A 17,420-nucleotide genomic window follows, 5' to 3' on the forward strand; every position below is an offset into this window, starting at 1 on the left:
GCTACGAGGTTGACGGGCATTCTACTCGCTATGCAGGTTCGCATAAATCGACTCTGCGAGCTTTTTACTGATACCGGGTGCTTTGGCTATCTCTTCGATGCTGGCACGAGACAGCTCCTGCAAGCCACCAAAATGTTTCAGCAGGTCGCGCCGGCGCGTCGGTCCGACCCCCGCCACGCCTTCCAGCGTGGACGTACGGCGGGTCTTGCCACGCCGGGCGCGGTGGCCGGTGATCGCGAAGCGGTGGGCTTCGTCGCGGATCTGCTGGATCAGGTGCAGCGCCGGCGAGTCTCCCTTCAGGGTGAATTCGTGGGCTGCGTCGTTCAGGTAAAGGGTCTCGAAACCGGCCTTGCGCGTGGCGCCCTTGGCAACCCCCAGCAGGATCAGGTCCGGGACCGACAATTCATTGAGCACGTCGCGGGCCATGGACAACTGGCCCTTGCCACCGTCCACCAGCAGGATGTCCGGCAACTTGCCCTCGCCGTCCTTCAGCTTGCCGAAGCGCCGCATCAGCGCCTGGTGCATCGCCGCATAATCATCGCCCGGCGTAACGCCCTCGATGTTGTAGCGCCGGTAATCGGACTTGATTGGCCCCTCCGGACCGAACACCACGCAAGAGGCTACCGTCGCCTCGCCGCTGGAGTGACTGATGTCGTAGCATTCCAGTCGCTGCGGTGGTTCATCCAGGTTGAGGACATCGGCAAGGGCTTCGAATCGCGCCGCCACATGCTGGCGGTTGGCCAGGCGCGCGCCTAGCGCCTGTTCGGCGTTGGTCACGGCCAGTTGCTGCCAGCGCGCCCGGGTGCCGCGCACACGGTGACTGATGGTCAGTTCGCGACCGCGAAGCTTGTCGATGGCCTCGATCAGGGTCGGAAAGTCTTCATGCACCACGTTGACAATCAACTCGCTGGGCAAGTCGCGCTCCGGGCTGCTGACGTAGTACTGGCCGAGGAAAGCCGCCATGACTTCGGCCACGTCTTCCTCGATACCGACCTGGGGGAAGAAATTCTTGCTGCCCAGAACGCGTCCGCCGCGCACGCTGATCAGGTGGACGCAGGCACCGCCGGGGTTGATGAACGCCGCAACGACATCGACATCGCCGCTGCCGCCTTCCATGCTCTGTTGGTCTTGCACCCGGCGCAGCAGCCCGATCTGGTCGCGCAGTTCCGCGGCGCGTTCGAATTCGAGGTTGATCGACGCCTCTTCCATCGCTGCTGACAATTCGTCGGTCAGCGCATTGCTGCGCCCCTCCAGGAACATCACCGAGTGACGTACATCTTCAGCGTAGATCTCGGGCTCGACAAGCCCGACACACGGGGCCTTGCAGCGCTTGATCTGGTATTGCAGGCACGGCCGGGTGCGGTTCTTGTAGTAGCTGTCCTCGCACTGGCGAACGAAGAAGGTTTTCTGCAGCAGGCTCAGGCTTTCACGAATGGCCCCGGCGCTGGGGTAAGGACCGAAATACCGCCCCTTGGCCTTCTTGGCCCCGCGATGGATGCTCAGACGCGGAAACGCTCCGTCCGACAGGAACACGTACGGGTAGGACTTGTCGTCGCGCAGCAGGATGTTATAGGGCGGGCGCCATTCCTTGATCAGCGTCTGCTCAAGCAGCAGTGCTTCCGTTTCGTTGGCCGTGATGGTGGTTTCGATCTGCGCGATGCGCCCCACCAGAGCCGCGGTCTTCGGCGCGAGGCCGGTCTTGCGGAAATAACTGGCCAGGCGCTTCTTGAGATTCTTGGCCTTGCCGACATAAAGCAGGCGCGCGTCGCTGTCGAACATGCGGTACACGCCAGGGCGACCGCTGCAGGTGGACAGAAAAGCGCTGGGATCAAACTGTTCGGTCATTTTCAGGCGCTGGCATCGACCATGCCGTGGCGCACCGCCAGCAGCGTCAACTCGACATCACTGCTGATCGAAAGCTTTTCGAAGATACGGTAACGGTAGGTATTGACGGTCTTGGGTGACAGGCAAAGCTTGTCGGAGATGATCTGGACCTTCTGGCAGCCGACGATCATCAGCGCGATCTGGATTTCCCGCTCGGACAACGCATCGAAAGGCGAGTCGTTGGTCGGCTGGAAAGACTTGATCGCCAGTTGCTGGGCGATCTGCGGGCTGATGTAGCGCTGGCCGGCAAACACCAGGCGAATGGCCTGGACCATCTCGTTCAAGCCGGCGCCCTTGGTCAGGTAACCCGCCGCGCCTGCTTGCAGCAGCCGGGTCGGAAACGGATCTTCTTCACAGACGGTCACCGCGACAACCTTGATGTCCGGATGACTGCGCAGCAGTTTACGCGTGGCTTCGAGGCCGCCGATGCCCGGCATCTTGACGTCCATCAACACCACATCGGGTTTCAACTCCCGCGCCTTGATCAGGGATTCCTCCCCGGACTCGGCCTGGCCGACCACTTGCAGGCCATCGATGTCAGCCAGCATCCGTGTAATGCCCGTACGGACGAGATCATGGTCGTCGACCACTAACACCCTAATCAAGCAGACACCTCACGATTTGGTCTTGTATGGGTTGCCTCACACCTTAGCAAAAAGCCTTCGGCAGACCTAGCGCAAAGGGGCAGATAAAAGTTACAACACATCTTCATAAACTCCGACATCCGCAGCCTCAAGCGGCAACGTCCCGCTGCATTCTCAGGAAACATTCATCCTCGCCGACGACCCGCAACCCCATGCGTTCATAGAGCTGCCTGGCCGGATTATCCTTGAACACGGTCAGGCGCAACGCGGGGCGACGCTCCAGCGCCACCATTCCCCAGACCTGTCCGATCGCCCAGGTTCCGGCCCCCTGCCCATGAAATGCTTTGGCGATCTGCAATTCCCGGATATACAGCGCACGGGCGTCGCGGCTGAGGCTGACGAAGCCCAGCGCCTGGTCACCCCGACGGATGATCCAGTTCTGGCGAATCACCCAGGCCAGGTCAAACGCTTCGTCCTGCCACAGCAAATCATGACGCAGATAATAGGGAAGCATATTGCTGCACGTCAGTTGCCGGGCGAATTCGATATCACCGACTTCAGCCGGGCGCCATTCGAACATCATGTAGACCTCGTCAAAGCGGCACCACCTGTCCAACCCAGCCGCTGCCCTGGGGACGAGCCATGACCAGAAGCTCGCCGACGCCTGGCGCCGCGGCAATCAACGAACCATCGGCCGCCCAGATCGCGCTGCGACCTGCCGACTCCCAGCCTCCGGTAGCGCCACCGTGATTGGCCATCAGGACCATCATGGCGTGTTGTCGGGCGTAACCTTGCAGCAATGCCGTGTCCGCTACATAACCTCCCTCGGTTATCAACACGCCGGCTGCATATAGCGTAGCGCCCTGCTCGGCGGCTGCCGCCGCATGGCTGGCCTGGGAAAAATCGGCGCACACCGCCAACGCCACGCGATCGGCGCCCATCGCCAGGATCGAACCACCGTGGCCGGGCGCGAAAGCGATTTCTTCTCCCGCGTGCAGATGCTGTTTGCTGTAGACCCCAAGGGAGCCATCCGCACCGAGCACCAATGCGCCGATCAGCACCGGGGCGTCGGCCGCGAGGCGAATCGGCATGCCGACCACCGCAGTCAGGCCGAGCTCCCGCGCCAGGTCGCGCAGCGGCTGCAACACAACATCTTCCGGCGAGATAGCCAGCTCCGCGGCCAGCCCTCGCTCGTACCCGGTGAGCGACAGTTCTGGAAACACCAGCAACCCCACATTCCGATCGGCGGCGGACTCCATGAAGCGCTGATGATGAATAAGGTTGCCGGCAACGTCCCCCGGAATGGAAATCGATTGGGCGGCAGCGAAGGCTCGGCTCATGGTGCGTCCTTGACGGAGGGGACAAAGGGCTGAGTTTGTCACAAAGCCCGCCGGACTCAAGCGGCGTGAACGGTGTCATCAATCCGATAGGATTTTCTTATTGAACCGGCGCGCCTCGCTCTAGTAAGCTGCGGGTCATTCATCGGAGACAGACCATGTTCAACGCCCTTGCACAGCTTCACACCGCCAGCGCCCTGCGCTCGGTTGCGGCTGCCCGGGTGAACAGTGTCCCGTCTCCGGTCAGCTTTTATTTTGGGTATTGGTTTAGCCACTGGCGCGCCTGATACCCAACCGGCGCCCATTTAAAACGGGTCGCCTACCAGAGTTTTCCAAACCCCCGGTCGGCCTCCCGACCGGGGGTTTTGTTTTTTCAGGCCCCAGACAATTGCAGCACCAGACAACTTGAGGATCGAACCATGAACTACGCCACTTATTACCGTTACGACAGTTTTGCCGCCTGGCGATTTACCAGCCACCGCTCGGGACAGCCTGCCGCCTCCGATCGGTCACCTACCGGTGGCATGCCTTCACTGCCGGCCATCATGGCCAATTGTCGAACACCCCAATAGGGCCGGCGCGCGGGAACGAACCCGCTGCTCGCCCAGGAAGCCAGATCATGAATTCGTCCGTTTCTGCTTTGCCACTGTCCACCCTCACGCCTGCCAATGAAGCGCTGACCCTGCGTCTGCCAAGCGCTCTGCAGCTCAAACAGCAATTGCCGCTCGCCACTGCGCTGAGCCAACAGGTCGACACCCATCGCCGGGCGGTGCGTGCGATCCTCGACGGCGAGGACTCCCGCCTGCTGGTCATCGTTGGCCCCTGCTCCATCCACGATCCTGAGTCTGCGCTTGAATACGCCGCCAACCTGGCGCGCCTCGCCCGCGAAGTGAGCGACAGCATGCTGCTGGTCATGCGCGCCTATGTCGAAAAGCCCCGTACCACCGTCGGCTGGAAAGGCCTGGCCTACGACCCCGATCTGGACGGCAGTGACGACATGGCTGCCGGCTTGAACCTGTCCCGGGAACTGATGAGAGAGATGCTGCGACTCGGTCTGCCGATCGCCACTGAATTGCTGCAGCCCATGGCCGCTGGCTACTTCGACGACCTGCTCAGTTGGGTCGCCATCGGTGCCCGGACCACGGAATCGCAGATTCACCGGGAAATGGCCAGTGGCCTGGGCATGCCGGTCGGTTTCAAGAATGGCACGGACGGAGGGGTCGGCATCGCCTGCGACGCCATGCGCTCCGCGGCCCACCCTCACCGGCATTTCGGCGTCGACAGTCAGGGGCACCCGGCGATCGTCCAGACCCAGGGCAACCCCGACACTCACCTGGTGCTGCGCGGTGGCCATCGCGGGCCGAACTATGATCGCCAGAGCGTGGCGCAGATACACGACGACCTCACCCGCCTCAAAATCCCGGCCCGGATCATGGTCGATTGCAGCCATGCCAACAGCGGCAAGGACCCGTTGCGCCAGCCGCAGGTGTTCAATGACGTATTGGAACAGCGTCTGCAAGGAAACCGCGCCCTCATTGGCATGATGCTGGAAAGCCATCTATTTGAGGGTTGCCAACCATTGGGTCCAGCGATGCGCTACGGCGTATCGGTGACCGATGGATGCCTTGGCTGGGAGGCCACCGAGCAACTGCTGCGCCAGGCCGATCGCTCGTTGCGATTGCAGGCCTGACCCCAGACCCCACCCGACAGGCCCTCCGCGCAGGGAGGGCCTCGCTCAACCAGGCGTCCGGGTACGCACCTCGATGGTGATCTCCCCAGACCGCTGGCTGACATCGTCCAGTCGTTCCACCTGGTAAAACAGTTGCACCGACCTGTCTCGCTGCTCCTGCCAATAGGCGGCCGGCACCTCGAAGACAAGCGGCTGGCCGACCATCGCCTCGGTGATTTCCCGCTCCTGCACATGGGTATAGGTCCCGTTGCATTGCAGGCCGACCCACTCGCCCGCCGCCAGTCCGGTGCCATCAATGACCACCGTCACCGGGCCTTGCAGCGTTTCGATATCCAGCCCTCCATCGTTCAACGCCGCGACCTGGGGCGCCTTCAGCGCAGGGCGCACCAAGGGGCCGATATGCACCGACAAAGACTCGGCCTGGCGTGCCGTGCGGCCATGCCTGACAACATAGCCCAGGCTCAACCGGTGGCCGATATACGGGGCCAGGTGCGAATAATCGATCCAGAATGACACTTCACGCCCCAATACATGTTCCTCGATGTGCAGCACGTCATGCCAAAGCGCCTTGGAGTCCTGGCTGACACTCAAGGCCAGCCGATCACCGACCGCCATCCTCGAATAAGGCCGGACGGTCACCCGCGCTCCTTCCGGCACCCGGGCGGGATCGAGGCTGCCACCCACCGCATCATTGGCAATCGGTGGCAACAGCAGCTCGGGCCTGTCACCGACTTCAAGCTGCAGGGCTTGCGACCCCAGCACGCCGGGGAGCCACTTTCCGGCTACCTGGTAGGAGATCTCCAGCGAACCTCCGTCGAGCTCGGCGATATGCGGTTCACGAACAACAAAAACCACGTCCCGTCCGATCTGTCGCTCGGTAATAAACCTGCTGGTTTCATGCCGGTAGGGGTCGCCTTCGTTATTGAGCCCATGCCAACGCAGCCGCACTTCATCGCCACTCGTCATCGTCGGATACGGCTTGATCGTGATCACGGCCTTGTTCCAGGCCGGATCCACCACGCCTCCCTTGGCTTTAGCCAGGGAAGGCGCTGGCAGTCTTGCGCAGCATGGATCGATACTGTCCTGCGGCGATGGGTAAGTCTTCATTTTCACGTTCCAGTCCTTTGGAAAAGGCGCCATGCACATCATGGCGCCGCTGAAGTCATTGGAACCCGCCCGCGGCAAATGCGCAGTCAGACAAGTCGACCATGATCGGTGGGCTGTTGCGCCGGGTGTTGTAGCTGCCAGCCGCGACGACTATCGGAAGTATCGCGGACCTTCGGCATCGTCCGCCTACCAAGCGAATCTTCCTGCTTTTTCTATTCCAGTTTCCCTGGCTCACCGCGGTTTGGTCCTACACCGCTCGCTAGTCGCCTGCATTAGAGTGGGGGCGGCAAATCCAGGTGAACCTCTTCGAAAAAGGTACGAACATGCAACGGAATGCAAACACTCACTTTCCTATCCTGCTGGTCCATGGGTTGTTCGGGTTCGACAGGATCGGCGCCTTCGGGCTCTTTCAGAACGTCCAACAGGCTTTGCGCACCGCCGGCGCACGAGTCTTCATCCCGTATCTGTCGGCTACCCATTGCAATGAAGCCCGTGGCGAACAACTGCTGACGCAGATCGACCGGGTCCTGGAAGGAACCGGCTCCACCCGGGTCAACCTGATCGGGCATGGTCAAGGTGCGCTGGCGGCACGTTATGCAGGGGCAACCGCCCCCGAACGAGTCGCCTCGGTCACGTCGGTCAGCGGCCCCAACCAAGGCTCGGAACTGGCCGACTTCCTGCGCAAGGCCCTGACCCCCGGGCGATTGCCGGAGCATGTGGCGAACCGGGTCGCAACACTCTTCGCCGACTTCATCTCGGCACTCAGCGGCCAGTCCCGGCTTCCACAGAACGCCATCGCGGCGCTGGCGGCACTGACGACGGAAGGCGTCGGCGCGTTCAACGACCGATACCCCCAGGGCCTGCCCCGAAACTGGGGCGGCAACGGGCCGCAGCTGGTCAACGGCGTTCGCTACTACTCCTGGAGCGGCACGCTGCAAGACACCCCTGGCGAAGCCTGCGGTGCAGCAGGCCCGCTGCATGATTTCTGCCGGGCCTTTTCCGAATACTTCATTACCGAAGCCGGGCAGAACGATGGCATCGTCGGGCGCTTCAGCTCCCACCTGGGCAAGGTCATTCGCTCCGACTACCCACTGGACCACTTGCACGCCATCAACCACGCGAATGCCAGCGGACACCGCAAGGGAACGGACCCGCTAGCGCTCTATATAAGGCACGCCGAGCGTTTGCGAATCGTCGGACTCTGATCGACACGTCGCATTTTTGACAACAAAGCCCTACTGATTCCGGTAGGCTGGACGTTTTGAAAACACTGAAGGAGATTTCCCATGGCCAAAGCCACTGCCCGCCACATCCTGGTATCCAGCGAAGAAAAGTGCAACGAACTCAAGACCCAGATCGAAGCCGGCGCTGACTTCGCCGAGGTCGCCAAGGCGAACTCCAGCTGCCCGTCCAGCCGTCAAGGCGGTGACCTGGGCTCGTTCGGTCCAGGCCAGATGGTCAAGGAGTTCGACACCGTGGTGTTCAGCGCCCCGATCAATGTGGTCCAGGGCCCGGTCAAGACCCAGTTTGGCTATCACCTGCTGGAAGTCACCAGCCGCCAGGACTGATCCCGGTTTATCGACATGACGGCCCGCCCTTTGGTGGGCCGTCATGTTTGCGTGATGCGAGGGGCTGGCGATGAGCGCGCCGCTCGCGTACAAATCATGGTCATCGATCACCCGGCTCTAAGGCTGACAATGCGACTGGCGTTTCCCTCCTGGCTACTCACTGCCGTGATCCTGCTGACAGGCGCCGCAGGTGTGAGCGCCGCCCCCCGACATGCCCTGACTGTTTATGGCGAGCCGGCCAAATACGCCGAAGGTTTCGGCCACTTCGCCTATGCCAATCCCCAGGCTCCCAAGGGCGGCACGATGCGCCGCTCGGCCATCGAGATTGGTCATTTCGACCATATCCTGCCCTATATCGACAAAGGCATCGGTGTCAGCCAGGTCGACGGCATGCTCTATTCGCCGCTGGCCCAGCGTTCGCTGGACGAGCCCTACACCGTCTACGGCCTGGTGGCCGAGAAAATGGAGCGTGCCGAGGATGGTCTGTCGCTGCGCTTCTACCTGAACCCCAAGGCCCGCTTCGCCGACGGCAAGCCCATTACCGCCGAGGACGTGCGCTACAGCTTCGAGCTGCTGATGACCCAGGGCAGCCTGCGCTACCGCACACAGTTCGCCGCGGTCAAAGGCGTCGTGGTGGAATCGCCTCGCAGCGTTCGTTTTGACTTCAAGAACAACGAGAACCGCACGCTACCACTGGATGTTGCCACCCTGCCGGTGCTTCCCGAGCATTGGTGGAAAACCCGCGACTTCGCCAATGGCGGCGGCTACGAAGCCCCGCTGGGCAGTGGTCCGTACCGGGTGAGCAAAGTCGACTCGGGTCGCAGCATCACTTTCGAACGCAATGCAGACTGGTGGGGCAAGGATCTGCCGGTCAGTCGCGGCTTGTATAATTTCGACCATTTCAGCATCGAATATTTCGGCGACACCGATGTGGCCCGACAGGTCCTGCGTGGCGGCGCCTACGACTACAACCGCGAATTTTCCGCCACCGGTTTTGCCATCGGCTACGACAGCCCGGCCCTGCGCGACGGTCGCCTGCAAAAGGCCCACCTCGCCACCGACGCGCCGCAGCCGGCACAGGGCTTCGTGTTCAACCTGCAACGCCCGCAGTTCCAGGACCGCCGCGTACGCCAGGCGCTGGCCATGCTCTGGGATTTCGAATGGAGCAATCGCCAGATGATGCGCAATGCCTATGTGCGTCAGCAGAGTTTTTTTTCCAACACCGACCTCGCCGCCCGGCAGCTCCCCGATGCGGCGGAGCTGGCGATCCTCGAACCGTTGCGCGGCAAAGTCCCAGACGAGGTGTTCACCCGGGTATTCGAAGCGCCGAAAACCGACGGCAGCGGCGTAATCCGTGACAAACAGCTGCAAGCCCTGGCGCTGCTCGAGCAGGCCGGCTGGAAGCCCCACGGCGACCGGTTGGTGAATGCCGAAGGCGAGCCCCTGAGCTTCACGTTCCTGAATACCCAGAACGGTATCGACCGTCTGCTGCTGCCCTACAAGCGGACCCTGGCCCAGATCGGCATCGACATGAGCATTCGGCGCATCGACTCGTCCCAGTACGTCAACCGCCTGATGAGTCGCGACTACGACATGATCATCACCGGTTACCCCGTGAGCACCTCGCCCGGCATGGAACTCTACAATTATTTCGGCTCGGCGGCCGCCAACGATCCGGGCGCAAACAACTACATGACCCTGCAGAACCCAGCCGTGGATGCCCTCATCGATGGCCTGGTCAAGGCCACCACCCAGAGCGACATGCTCCGCCATGCCCACGCCCTGGACCGCGTACTGCAATGGAATTACTACTGGATCCCCAACTATTACCCACCCGGCAGCTCGACCGTGTGGTGGAATCGCTTCGGCATGCCGAAGGTCCAGGCCAGCAATGACGAAGCCATCGAAAGCTGGTGGGAAGTCAGCACCACGCCGTTGACCAACGAACAGATGACCGCCGAACGCATCAAGCGCAGCGCACCCGGAGGGCATCACTGATGTGGGCTTATATTGCACGGCGCCTGCTGCTGATCATCCCGACGCTGGTGATCATTTTGCTGGTGAACTTCGTGATAGTGCAGGCGGCACCGGGCGGGCCGGTCGAACAGGCCATCGCCCACCTGCAGGGTATCGGCGGCACCAGCGTCGGCAGTTCGGGCAATGCCATGGCCGGCAGCTCGCGCGCCAGCCGTGGCCTGGACCCGCAACTGATCAAGGACATCGAGAAACAGTACGGTTTCGACAAGCCCGCCCACGAACGCCTGTGGCTGATGCTCACCAGCTACGCCCGCCTGGATTTCGGCAAGAGCTTTTTCCGCGGCGCCACGGTCACCGACCTGATCCTGGAAAAGATGCCGGTGACTATTTCCCTCGGGCTGTGGGCGACGCTGATCACCTACCTGGTCTCGATCCCGCTGGGCATTCGCAAGGCCGTGCACCACGGTTCGGCATTCGACGTGTGGAGCAGCACCGCGATCATCATCGGCTATGCGATGCCGGCGTTCCTGTTCGCCATGTTCCTGATTGTCATGTTCGCCGGCGGCACCTCCCTCAACTGGTTCCCGGTGCGCGGACTGGTGTCGGACAACTTCGAATCACTATCGACGCTGGGCAAGATCGCCGATTACTTCTGGCATTTGGTGCTGCCCGTCACGTCGCTGGTCATCGGCGGCTTTGCCACCCTGACGATCCTGACCAAAAATTCGTTTCTCAACGAAATCACCCGTCAATACGTGGTGACGGCACGGGCCAAAGGCATGAGCGAACGGCGCGTGTTGTACGGCCACGTGTTTCGCAACGCGATGCTGCTGGTGGTGTCGGGCATTCCCCAGGCATTCATCAGCGTGTTCTTCGCCGGCTCGTTGCTGATCGAGGTGATTTTCTCCCTCGATGGCCTGGGGCGCATGAGTTATGAAGCCGCGGTGTCCCGAGACTATCCGGTGGTGTTCGGCTCGCTGTTCATCTTCACCCTGTTCGGCCTGCTGATAAAACTCATCGGTGACCTTTGCTACACCCTGGTGGACCCGCGTATCGACTTCGCCGCGAGGAACGCCTGATGTTCAAGCTTTCTCCCCTGGGCCGGCGGCGTTTCGAACGCTTCAAGAAAAACCGTCGTGGCTGGTGGTCGCTGTGGCTGTTCCTCGGCCTGTTCGCCCTGACCCTGGGCGGTGAACTGATCGCCAACGACAAGCCATGGGTGGTGAGCTATCAGGGCTCGCTGTACTTCCCGGTTTTCAAGCGCTACACCGAGCAGGAATTTGGCGGTCAGTTGCCGTTCCAGGCCGACTATCGCAGCAACTATGTACAGAACCTGATTCACAAGGATGGCGGCTGGCTGCTTTTCCCACCCATTCCTTTCAGCGACGACACGCCCAACTACGACCTCAACCAACCGGCGCCAAGCCCGCCGTCGACGGTCAACTGGCTGGGCACCGATGATCAGGCCCGTGATGTGCTGGCGCGGGTGATCTTCGGCGCGCGGGTGTCGATCCTGTTCGCCCTGGCCTTGACCGCCATCAGTGCGCTGATCGGGATTACCGCCGGCGCCTTGCAGGGTTATTACGGCGGCTGGGTGGATCTGCTCGGGCAACGCCTGCTGGAAGTCTGGTCCGGGTTGCCGGTGCTCTATCTGCTGATCATCCTGTCCGGTTTCGTGGAACCGAATTTCTGGTGGCTGCTGGGGATCATGGCGCTGTTCTCCTGGCTGGCGCTGGTGGACGTGGTGCGCGCCGAGTTCTTGCGCGGGCGCAACCTGGAGTACGTGAAAGCGGCACGGGCCTTGGGCCTGACCGACCGCAAGGTGATCGTGCGGCACATCCTGCCCAACGCCATGAACGCCACCTTGAGCTACCTGCCGTTCATCCTCACCGGCGCGATATCCACCCTGACGGCCCTGGACTTTCTCGGCTTCGGCATGCCGGCCGGCAGCGCGTCCCTGGGTGAGTTGATCGCCCAGGGCAAACAGAACCTGCAAGCGCCGTGGCTGGGATTGACGGCGTTTTTCACCCTGGCACTGATTCTGTCGCTGCTGGTGTTCATCGGCGAGGCGTTGCGCGACGCCTTTGATCCCCGGTCTTGAAGCGGAGCTTTTGGATGAGCGACAACCTGATCGAAATCCGCAACCTGAACGTGGCCTTCAACGACCAACCGGTAGTGCGCGACCTGTGCCTGGATATCCGCCCTGGCGAATGCCTGGCCCTGGTGGGCGAATCCGGCTCAGGCAAGTCGGTGACGGCGCACTCGATTCTGCAATTGCTGACCGACAGCGGCGCACGCACCACCGGCAGCATTCGTTATCGAGGCCAGGAACTGGTGGGCGCCGAGGCCAAGACCTTGCGTGAGTTGCGCGGCAATCGGATCGCAATGATTTTCCAGGAGCCGATGACGTCGCTGAATCCATTGCACAGCGTCGAAAAGCAGATTGGCGAGACGTTGATGCTGCACAAGGGACTGGGCGGCAAAGCGGCGCGCCAGCGCATCCTGGAACTCCTCGACCTGGTGGGTATCCAGAACCCGGCCGAACGGCTCAAGGCCTATCCCCACCAACTATCGGGCGGTCAGCGCCAGCGGGTCATGATCGCCATGGCCCTGGCCTGCGAACCGGAGTTGCTGATTGCCGACGAGCCGACCACTGCCTTGGACGTGACGGTGCAACGCAAGATTCTCCTGCTGCTCAAGTCATTGCAGCAGCGGCTCGGCATGTCCCTGCTGCTGATCAGCCATGACCTCAACCTGGTGCGCAGCATCGCCCAGCGGGTGTGCGTGATGAAGGCGGGAGAAATCGTCGAGCAGGCGCCTTGCGAAACGTTGTTCAGCGCACCGCAACACCCCTACAGCTGCGAACTGCTGCACGCCGAGCCGGAAGGCGAAGCCCTGCCCCGGGACGAGCGTGAAGACGTGTTGCAGGTTGAGGATTTGCGGGTCAGCTTCCCCATCGGTGGCGGGCTGTTGCGGCGCAAGCAGTACCTGCGCGCCGTGGATGGCATCAGCCTGAGCATCCAGCGCGGCAAGACCCTGGGCATTGTTGGCGAATCCGGTTCCGGCAAGTCCACGCTCGGCCAGGCGATCCTGCGGTTGATCGAATCCGAAGGCAGCATCCGTTTTAGCGGCGCAGCCCTTGATCAGCTGTCGCAGAAAGAACTGCGGCCCTGGCGCAAGCAGATGCAAGTCGTCTTCCAGGACCCGTTTGGCAGTCTCAGCCCGCGAATGTCGGTGCAGCAGATCATCAGCGAAGGTCTGGAAGTCCACAGCAGGTCCAGCGCCGAGCAATGCGAAGCCCAGGTGATCCAGGCGCTCAAGGAAGTCGGCCTCGACCCGCAGAGCCGGCATCGTTACCCGCACGAGTTTTCCGGTGGCCAGCGTCAACGCATCGCCATCGCCCGGGCGCTGGTGCTCAAGCCCGCCCTGATCCTGCTGGACGAACCGACTTCGGCGCTGGATCGCACGGTGCAGAAACAAGTGGTCGCCCTGCTCCGCCAGCTCCAGGAAAAACACGGCCTGACCTACCTGTTCATCAGCCACGACCTGGCGGTCGTGCGGGCCCTGGCCCATGACATGATCGTGATCAAGGACGGCAAGGTCGTCGAGCAAGGCGCCAGCCACGACGTTTTCGACTCACCCCGACACCCTTATACCCAGGAACTGCTGGCGGCGGCGCATCCGGGATAAGCCTGACCCGGTCAGGCTTCGCGGCGCTGGTCCAGGGTCTGGGCGAATTCGCCCATGACCTCCACCACCTGCTTCGCCCCCCGGTGGATGTCGAGGATGACGGTGCCAGCCTGGTTCGCCAGCTTCACGCCTTGCTCGGCCTTGGCGGTACTCGATTGCATGCTGCCCACCGCCTGCCTGGCCAGGTCGCGGTTCTTGCCGACCACTTCGGTAATGGCAACGGTCGCCTGGCTGGTGCGCCGGGCCAGATTGCGCACTTCATCGGCAACCACCGCGAAGCCGCGCCCCTGCTCACCGGCACGAGCGGCCTCGATGGCCGCATTGAGGGCAAGCAGGTTGGTCTGTTCCGCGATCCCCCGGATGGCGTCGACAATGTTGCCGATCTCTTCGGACTGCGCGCTGAGGGCGCTGATCCCGGTGGCGACCTGTTGCAGTTCATCGGCGATGCTTTGCACCACGGTCACGGTCTGCTGCACGACGGCGGTGCCCAACTGGGTGTGCTCATCCGTCTGCCGGGACGTCTCGAAGGCCAACTGCGCCGCCTTTGATTCGGTCTGGCGTTGCTCGACTTCACGCGTGCTGTCGGTGGCAAACTTGACCACCCCGTACAAATGACCCTGGGCATCGTAGAGCGGGTTGTAGGTAGCCTGCAGCCAGACGGTGTTGCCGTGTCTGTCAACGCGCTGGAAAAGCCCGCTCTTGTATTCACCGCGATTCAGCCTGGCCCAGAAATCGCGATAGGCCTCGCCTTGAACTTCGCCAGGCTCACAGAAAATCCGGTGGTGCTGGCCGCGAACTTCCTCCAGGCCATAACCCATGACCTTCTGGAAGTTGACGTTGGCATTGATGACATGACCGCCGAGATCGAATTCGATCACCGCCATGGAGCGATCGATCGCCTGCATGAAACTCGACTCGGCCTGAGCCCGTAGCACGCGGTCGTTGATGTCGCGGCTGACCTGGATGATGCGTTCGACCCTGGCGCGCTGATCGCGCACAGGAATGTAGCTGGCTTGCACCCACGACCCAAGGCCATCGCGCGCCAGATGAAGGTACTGCTGTTCGCTACCCTCACCCTGCGCCAGTTGCTGCCATAACACCGCATATTCGCGACTGTTGGCGTACTCAGGCGCGCAGAACATCCGGTGATGCTTGCCGAGGATGTCCTCCAGCACGTAGCCGGTCATATCCAGAAACAGCGCGTTGGCGCCAAGTATTTCGCCTGAAGGCGCGAACTCGACGATCGCCATCGATTGGTGAAAAGCCGTCCGCTCGGCTTCGAGAGAGGCCAGTGCGCCCTGGGTCTCGTGCAAGACGTCCTGATGTTTGCGAGTGCGAATGAACATTGGGGTGCCGCTCCCGGTGACATGAGTGCTTGGCCGTAGCCGTTCGAAAGGCGGAATGCCTTCCCGAAGAGACACTATTAAGCCACCACCGCAGCAAAAGTTGTACATAATTTTTCTTATGTACAATTTCTGAAGGAAAATTCGCTCACCTGTCCAAGGCTTAGTGCCAACCGATTTTCCAGCGTTCGCTGTCGGTCAGCTCACGCCAGTCCAGCATGGCCGATCGTCCGCTGTATACCGCCTGCAACTCAACCTGAACGGGGCGATCCTGTTCGTCACAGAGCAATTGGGTTACCAGGAAATGCTTTTCCCGATGGACAGGGTCGCAGGCGGTCCACTTGGAAAGGTGGAGTTTGCGAGGGTTGAATTTATTCATGAATCCTCCAGTGCCGTCGCAGATGGGCGTAAAAACATGTACAGGTTATTTCATATGTACAGTTTTTCCCATCGCAGTTCTGGCGGTAAAAACAGCCCCCTCCAGCAGACTCGCCCCCACTACAGAACGCCGAGTTTGATCAGGCATAATGCCGCGACTCATCCGAGGGTGCCGGCAAGCCCACCTCTTTTTGGAATGCCCGATGAATCCCACCGAAAGTCTCAAGGACTACAAGCGCGTACGCACGCTGGCGATCCGCTCGCTGTTCGAGATCATCGAGCAGTCCAGCGAAGGCACGGTCATTGTCGATCGCGATGCGAATATCGTCTGGATGAACGAGCGCTACGCCCGTCGTTTCGGCCTGAATTCGGCGCAGGAAGCCATCGGCCGCGCCTGCGAAAGCGTCATCCCCGGCAGCTTGCTGCGTGAGGTGGTGCGCACCGGACGGCCGATCCTGCTGGACATGCAGGACACGCCCAAGGAACCGCTGGTGGTGATGCGCCTGCCGATCCACGACAACGCCGGCGCGGTGATCGGCGCCATCGGTTTTGCCCTGTTCGATGAGTTGCGCAGCCTGTCGCCGATGCTCAAGCGCTATCTGAGCATGCAGGAAGAACTGGCCTCCACCCGCTCGTTGCTGCGGGCGCGGCAGACCAAGTACAACTTTGCCCACTTCATCGGCACCAGCAGCGCCGGCCTGGAGGTCAAGCGCCGCGCCCGACGCAGCGCCAGTACCGATTCACCGGTGCTGCTGCTCGGCGAAACCGGTACCGGCAAAGAGTTGCTGGCCCAAGCGATCCATAGTGCTTCACCGCGGGCGCACAAGGCCTTTGTCAGCATCAACAGCGCTGCCATCCCCGAATCGCTGCTCGAAGCCGAGTTCTTCGGCACCGCGCCAGGCGCTTTCACCGGCGCCGACCGCAAGGGCCGCGCCGGCAAACTGCAGATCGCCCAAGGCGGCACGCTGTTCCTCGACGAGATCGGCGACATGCCGCTACCGCTGCAAAGCAAACTGCTGCGAGTGCTTCAGGAGAAGGAATACGAACCGGTCGGCTCCAACGAGGTGTTGCAGAGCGATGTGCGGATCATTGCCGCGACCTCCACCGATCTTGAAGCGGCAATCAAGCGCGGCGAGTTCCGCGCCGACCTCTATTACCGTCTCAACGTGCTGCCGATCCAGGTCCCGCCGCTGCGCGAGCGCCTGGATGATCTGCCGGCATTGAGTGAGGCGATCCTCGAAGAACTGCGCAGCCAGCACGAACTGCACCGCGACGCCCTCGATCTGCTGGGCCAACATGCCTGGCCGGGCAACATTCGGGAATTGCGCAACGTGCTGGAACGAGCCGCGTTGCTCAGCGACGACCTGATGCTCAGCGCAGCTGATATCCGCGCGGCCATTGGTACTTTCATCCCGGTTGAGCGCACGACAAGCCCGAGCCTGGAGCCGTTATTGGCGCAGGAAACCTTCAGCCAGGCCCGGGCTCGATTTGACCGGCACTTGATCGAAACCACCCTCGCGCATTGCGATGGCAAGGTAGTCGAGGCGGCCGAGCGATTGGGGCTGGGGAGATCGACGTTGTACAAGAAGATGGTGGCGCTGGGGATTGCAGAGTCTCAATAAAGAGACTCAAGTCTCTTTTTTTAGACTGTGGATCTTGGAGCTCTGCGCGCTCTTCGCGAGCAGGCTCGCTCCCACAGGTATAGGGTTCTGTCAGTCCCCCAGCATTTCCTGTGGGAGCGAGCCTGCTCGCGAAGAGGTCGGCCCCTCCAACAAAAATCTCAAAACAGAGAATAATCCTTTTCCCTCGCTTTTCAGTAACAAAATTTATCCTTATCTATCAGCGACTTAGCCATCTGGCAC

At 61.6% G+C, this 17,420-nt stretch carries 15 protein-coding genes and 1 pseudogene; 8 read left to right on the forward strand and 8 right to left on the reverse strand.

What is annotated here, in order from left to right; all coding sequences use genetic code 11:
• Positions 1-21: 21 nt before the first annotated feature.
• The 4 genes from uvrC to PSH78_RS15755 form a co-directional block, all read right to left on the reverse strand.
• Positions 22-1,845 (reverse strand): excinuclease ABC subunit UvrC, encoded by a 1,824-nt coding sequence (gene uvrC / locus PSH78_RS15740; protein ID WP_305495279.1) that lies wholly within the window; start codon positions 1,843-1,845, stop codon positions 22-24.
• 2 nt (positions 1,846-1,847) lie between these two features.
• Entirely contained in the window at positions 1,848-2,489 is a 642-nt protein-coding gene (gene uvrY, locus PSH78_RS15745; RefSeq protein ID WP_003200277.1) for a UvrY/SirA/GacA family response regulator transcription factor, read from the reverse strand.
• A 127-nt stretch (positions 2,490-2,616) separates the two neighbouring features.
• Positions 2,617-3,051 (reverse strand): N-acetyltransferase, encoded by a 435-nt coding sequence (locus PSH78_RS15750; protein WP_305495280.1) that lies wholly within the window; start codon positions 3,049-3,051, stop codon positions 2,617-2,619.
• A 10-nt stretch (positions 3,052-3,061) separates the two neighbouring features.
• Complete coding sequence (locus PSH78_RS15755) at positions 3,062-3,808, reverse strand: carbon-nitrogen hydrolase family protein (RefSeq protein ID WP_305495281.1); 747 nt, start codon at positions 3,806-3,808, stop codon at positions 3,062-3,064.
• Between the two features lie 616 nt (positions 3,809-4,424).
• On the opposite strand from PSH78_RS15755, the gene PSH78_RS15760 reads away from it, so the two are divergent.
• Complete coding sequence (locus tag PSH78_RS15760) at positions 4,425-5,495, forward strand: 3-deoxy-7-phosphoheptulonate synthase (RefSeq protein WP_305495282.1); 1,071 nt, start codon at positions 4,425-4,427, stop codon at positions 5,493-5,495.
• A 45-nt stretch (positions 5,496-5,540) separates the two neighbouring features.
• Here PSH78_RS15760 and PSH78_RS15765 read toward each other — a convergent pair whose 3' ends face one another.
• Positions 5,541-6,602, reverse strand: coding sequence for a hypothetical protein (locus PSH78_RS15765; protein WP_305495283.1), 1,062 nt, complete (start codon positions 6,600-6,602; stop codon positions 5,541-5,543).
• A gap of 323 nt (positions 6,603-6,925) precedes the next feature.
• Between PSH78_RS15765 and PSH78_RS15770 the strand changes: the two genes are divergently transcribed.
• The 6 genes from PSH78_RS15770 to PSH78_RS15795 all read left to right on the forward strand — a co-directional run bounded on the left by PSH78_RS15770 (position 6,926) and on the right by PSH78_RS15795 (position 13,837).
• Complete coding sequence (locus tag PSH78_RS15770; protein ID WP_305495284.1) at positions 6,926-7,807, forward strand: triacylglycerol lipase; 882 nt, start codon at positions 6,926-6,928, stop codon at positions 7,805-7,807.
• Between the two features lie 81 nt (positions 7,808-7,888).
• Positions 7,889-8,170: a peptidylprolyl isomerase gene (locus PSH78_RS15775; protein WP_305495285.1), complete on the forward strand. Its 282-nt coding sequence runs from the start codon at positions 7,889-7,891 to the stop codon at positions 8,168-8,170.
• A 129-nt stretch (positions 8,171-8,299) separates the two neighbouring features.
• Positions 8,300-10,168: an extracellular solute-binding protein gene (locus PSH78_RS15780; protein WP_305501288.1), complete on the forward strand. Its 1,869-nt coding sequence runs from the start codon at positions 8,300-8,302 to the stop codon at positions 10,166-10,168.
• Positions 10,168-11,226: a microcin C ABC transporter permease YejB gene (locus PSH78_RS15785; protein WP_305495286.1), complete on the forward strand. Its 1,059-nt coding sequence runs from the start codon at positions 10,168-10,170 to the stop codon at positions 11,224-11,226. The genes PSH78_RS15780 and PSH78_RS15785 overlap by 1 nt, the downstream gene beginning before the upstream one ends.
• The gene (locus PSH78_RS15790) at positions 11,226-12,248 is read left to right on the forward strand and encodes an ABC transporter permease (RefSeq protein WP_305495287.1); all 1,023 of its coding nucleotides are present in this window, start codon (positions 11,226-11,228) and stop codon (positions 12,246-12,248) included. The genes PSH78_RS15785 and PSH78_RS15790 overlap by 1 nt, the downstream gene beginning before the upstream one ends.
• A gap of 14 nt (positions 12,249-12,262) precedes the next feature.
• On the forward strand, positions 12,263-13,837 hold the full coding sequence (locus PSH78_RS15795; protein ID WP_305495289.1) for an ABC transporter ATP-binding protein: 1,575 nt from the start codon (positions 12,263-12,265) through the stop codon (positions 13,835-13,837).
• A gap of 11 nt (positions 13,838-13,848) precedes the next feature.
• Here PSH78_RS15795 and PSH78_RS15800 read toward each other — a convergent pair whose 3' ends face one another.
• The 3 genes and pseudogenes from PSH78_RS15800 to PSH78_RS15810 all read right to left on the reverse strand — a co-directional run bounded on the left by PSH78_RS15800 (position 13,849) and on the right by PSH78_RS15810 (position 15,559).
• Entirely contained in the window at positions 13,849-14,439 is a 591-nt protein-coding gene (locus PSH78_RS15800; RefSeq protein WP_305501290.1) for a methyl-accepting chemotaxis protein, read from the reverse strand.
• Between the two features lie 12 nt (positions 14,440-14,451).
• A pseudogene (locus PSH78_RS15805) lies at positions 14,452-15,291 on the reverse strand (PAS domain-containing protein); the annotation flags it as partial.
• Between the two features lie 52 nt (positions 15,292-15,343).
• The gene (locus PSH78_RS15810; protein ID WP_305495291.1) at positions 15,344-15,559 is read right to left on the reverse strand and encodes a TIGR02450 family Trp-rich protein; all 216 of its coding nucleotides are present in this window, start codon (positions 15,557-15,559) and stop codon (positions 15,344-15,346) included.
• 202 nt (positions 15,560-15,761) lie between these two features.
• On the opposite strand from PSH78_RS15810, the gene PSH78_RS15815 reads away from it, so the two are divergent.
• Positions 15,762-17,180 (forward strand): sigma-54-dependent Fis family transcriptional regulator, encoded by a 1,419-nt coding sequence (locus tag PSH78_RS15815; protein WP_305495293.1) that lies wholly within the window; start codon positions 15,762-15,764, stop codon positions 17,178-17,180.
• Positions 17,181-17,420: the final 240 nt, after the last annotated feature.

This window comes from Pseudomonas sp. FP198 (assembly GCF_030687895.1).
GTDB lineage: Bacteria > Pseudomonadota > Gammaproteobacteria > Pseudomonadales > Pseudomonadaceae > Aquipseudomonas.

Excerpts from the sequence above, each read along its gene's own strand:
- uvrC (WP_305495279.1), bottom strand. The coding sequence starts at position 1,845 with ATGACCGAACAGTTTGATCCCAGCGCTTTTCTGTCCACCTGCAGCGGT.
- PSH78_RS15750 (WP_305495280.1), bottom strand. The coding sequence starts at position 3,051 with ATGATGTTCGAATGGCGCCCGGCTGAAGTCGGTGATATCGAATTCGCC.
- PSH78_RS15755 (WP_305495281.1), bottom strand. The coding sequence starts at position 3,808 with ATGAGCCGAGCCTTCGCTGCCGCCCAATCGATTTCCATTCCGGGGGAC.
- PSH78_RS15760 (WP_305495282.1), top strand. The coding sequence starts at position 4,425 with ATGAATTCGTCCGTTTCTGCTTTGCCACTGTCCACCCTCACGCCTGCC.
- PSH78_RS15765 (WP_305495283.1), bottom strand. The coding sequence starts at position 6,602 with ATGAAGACTTACCCATCGCCGCAGGACAGTATCGATCCATGCTGCGCA.
- PSH78_RS15770 (WP_305495284.1), top strand. The coding sequence starts at position 6,926 with ATGCAACGGAATGCAAACACTCACTTTCCTATCCTGCTGGTCCATGGG.
- PSH78_RS15775 (WP_305495285.1), top strand. The coding sequence starts at position 7,889 with ATGGCCAAAGCCACTGCCCGCCACATCCTGGTATCCAGCGAAGAAAAG.
- PSH78_RS15780 (WP_305501288.1), top strand. The coding sequence starts at position 8,300 with ATGCGACTGGCGTTTCCCTCCTGGCTACTCACTGCCGTGATCCTGCTG.
- PSH78_RS15785 (WP_305495286.1), top strand. The coding sequence starts at position 10,168 with ATGTGGGCTTATATTGCACGGCGCCTGCTGCTGATCATCCCGACGCTG.
- PSH78_RS15790 (WP_305495287.1), top strand. The coding sequence starts at position 11,226 with ATGTTCAAGCTTTCTCCCCTGGGCCGGCGGCGTTTCGAACGCTTCAAG.
- PSH78_RS15795 (WP_305495289.1), top strand. The coding sequence starts at position 12,263 with ATGAGCGACAACCTGATCGAAATCCGCAACCTGAACGTGGCCTTCAAC.
- PSH78_RS15810 (WP_305495291.1), bottom strand. The coding sequence starts at position 15,559 with ATGAATAAATTCAACCCTCGCAAACTCCACCTTTCCAAGTGGACCGCC.
- PSH78_RS15815 (WP_305495293.1), top strand. The coding sequence starts at position 15,762 with ATGAATCCCACCGAAAGTCTCAAGGACTACAAGCGCGTACGCACGCTG.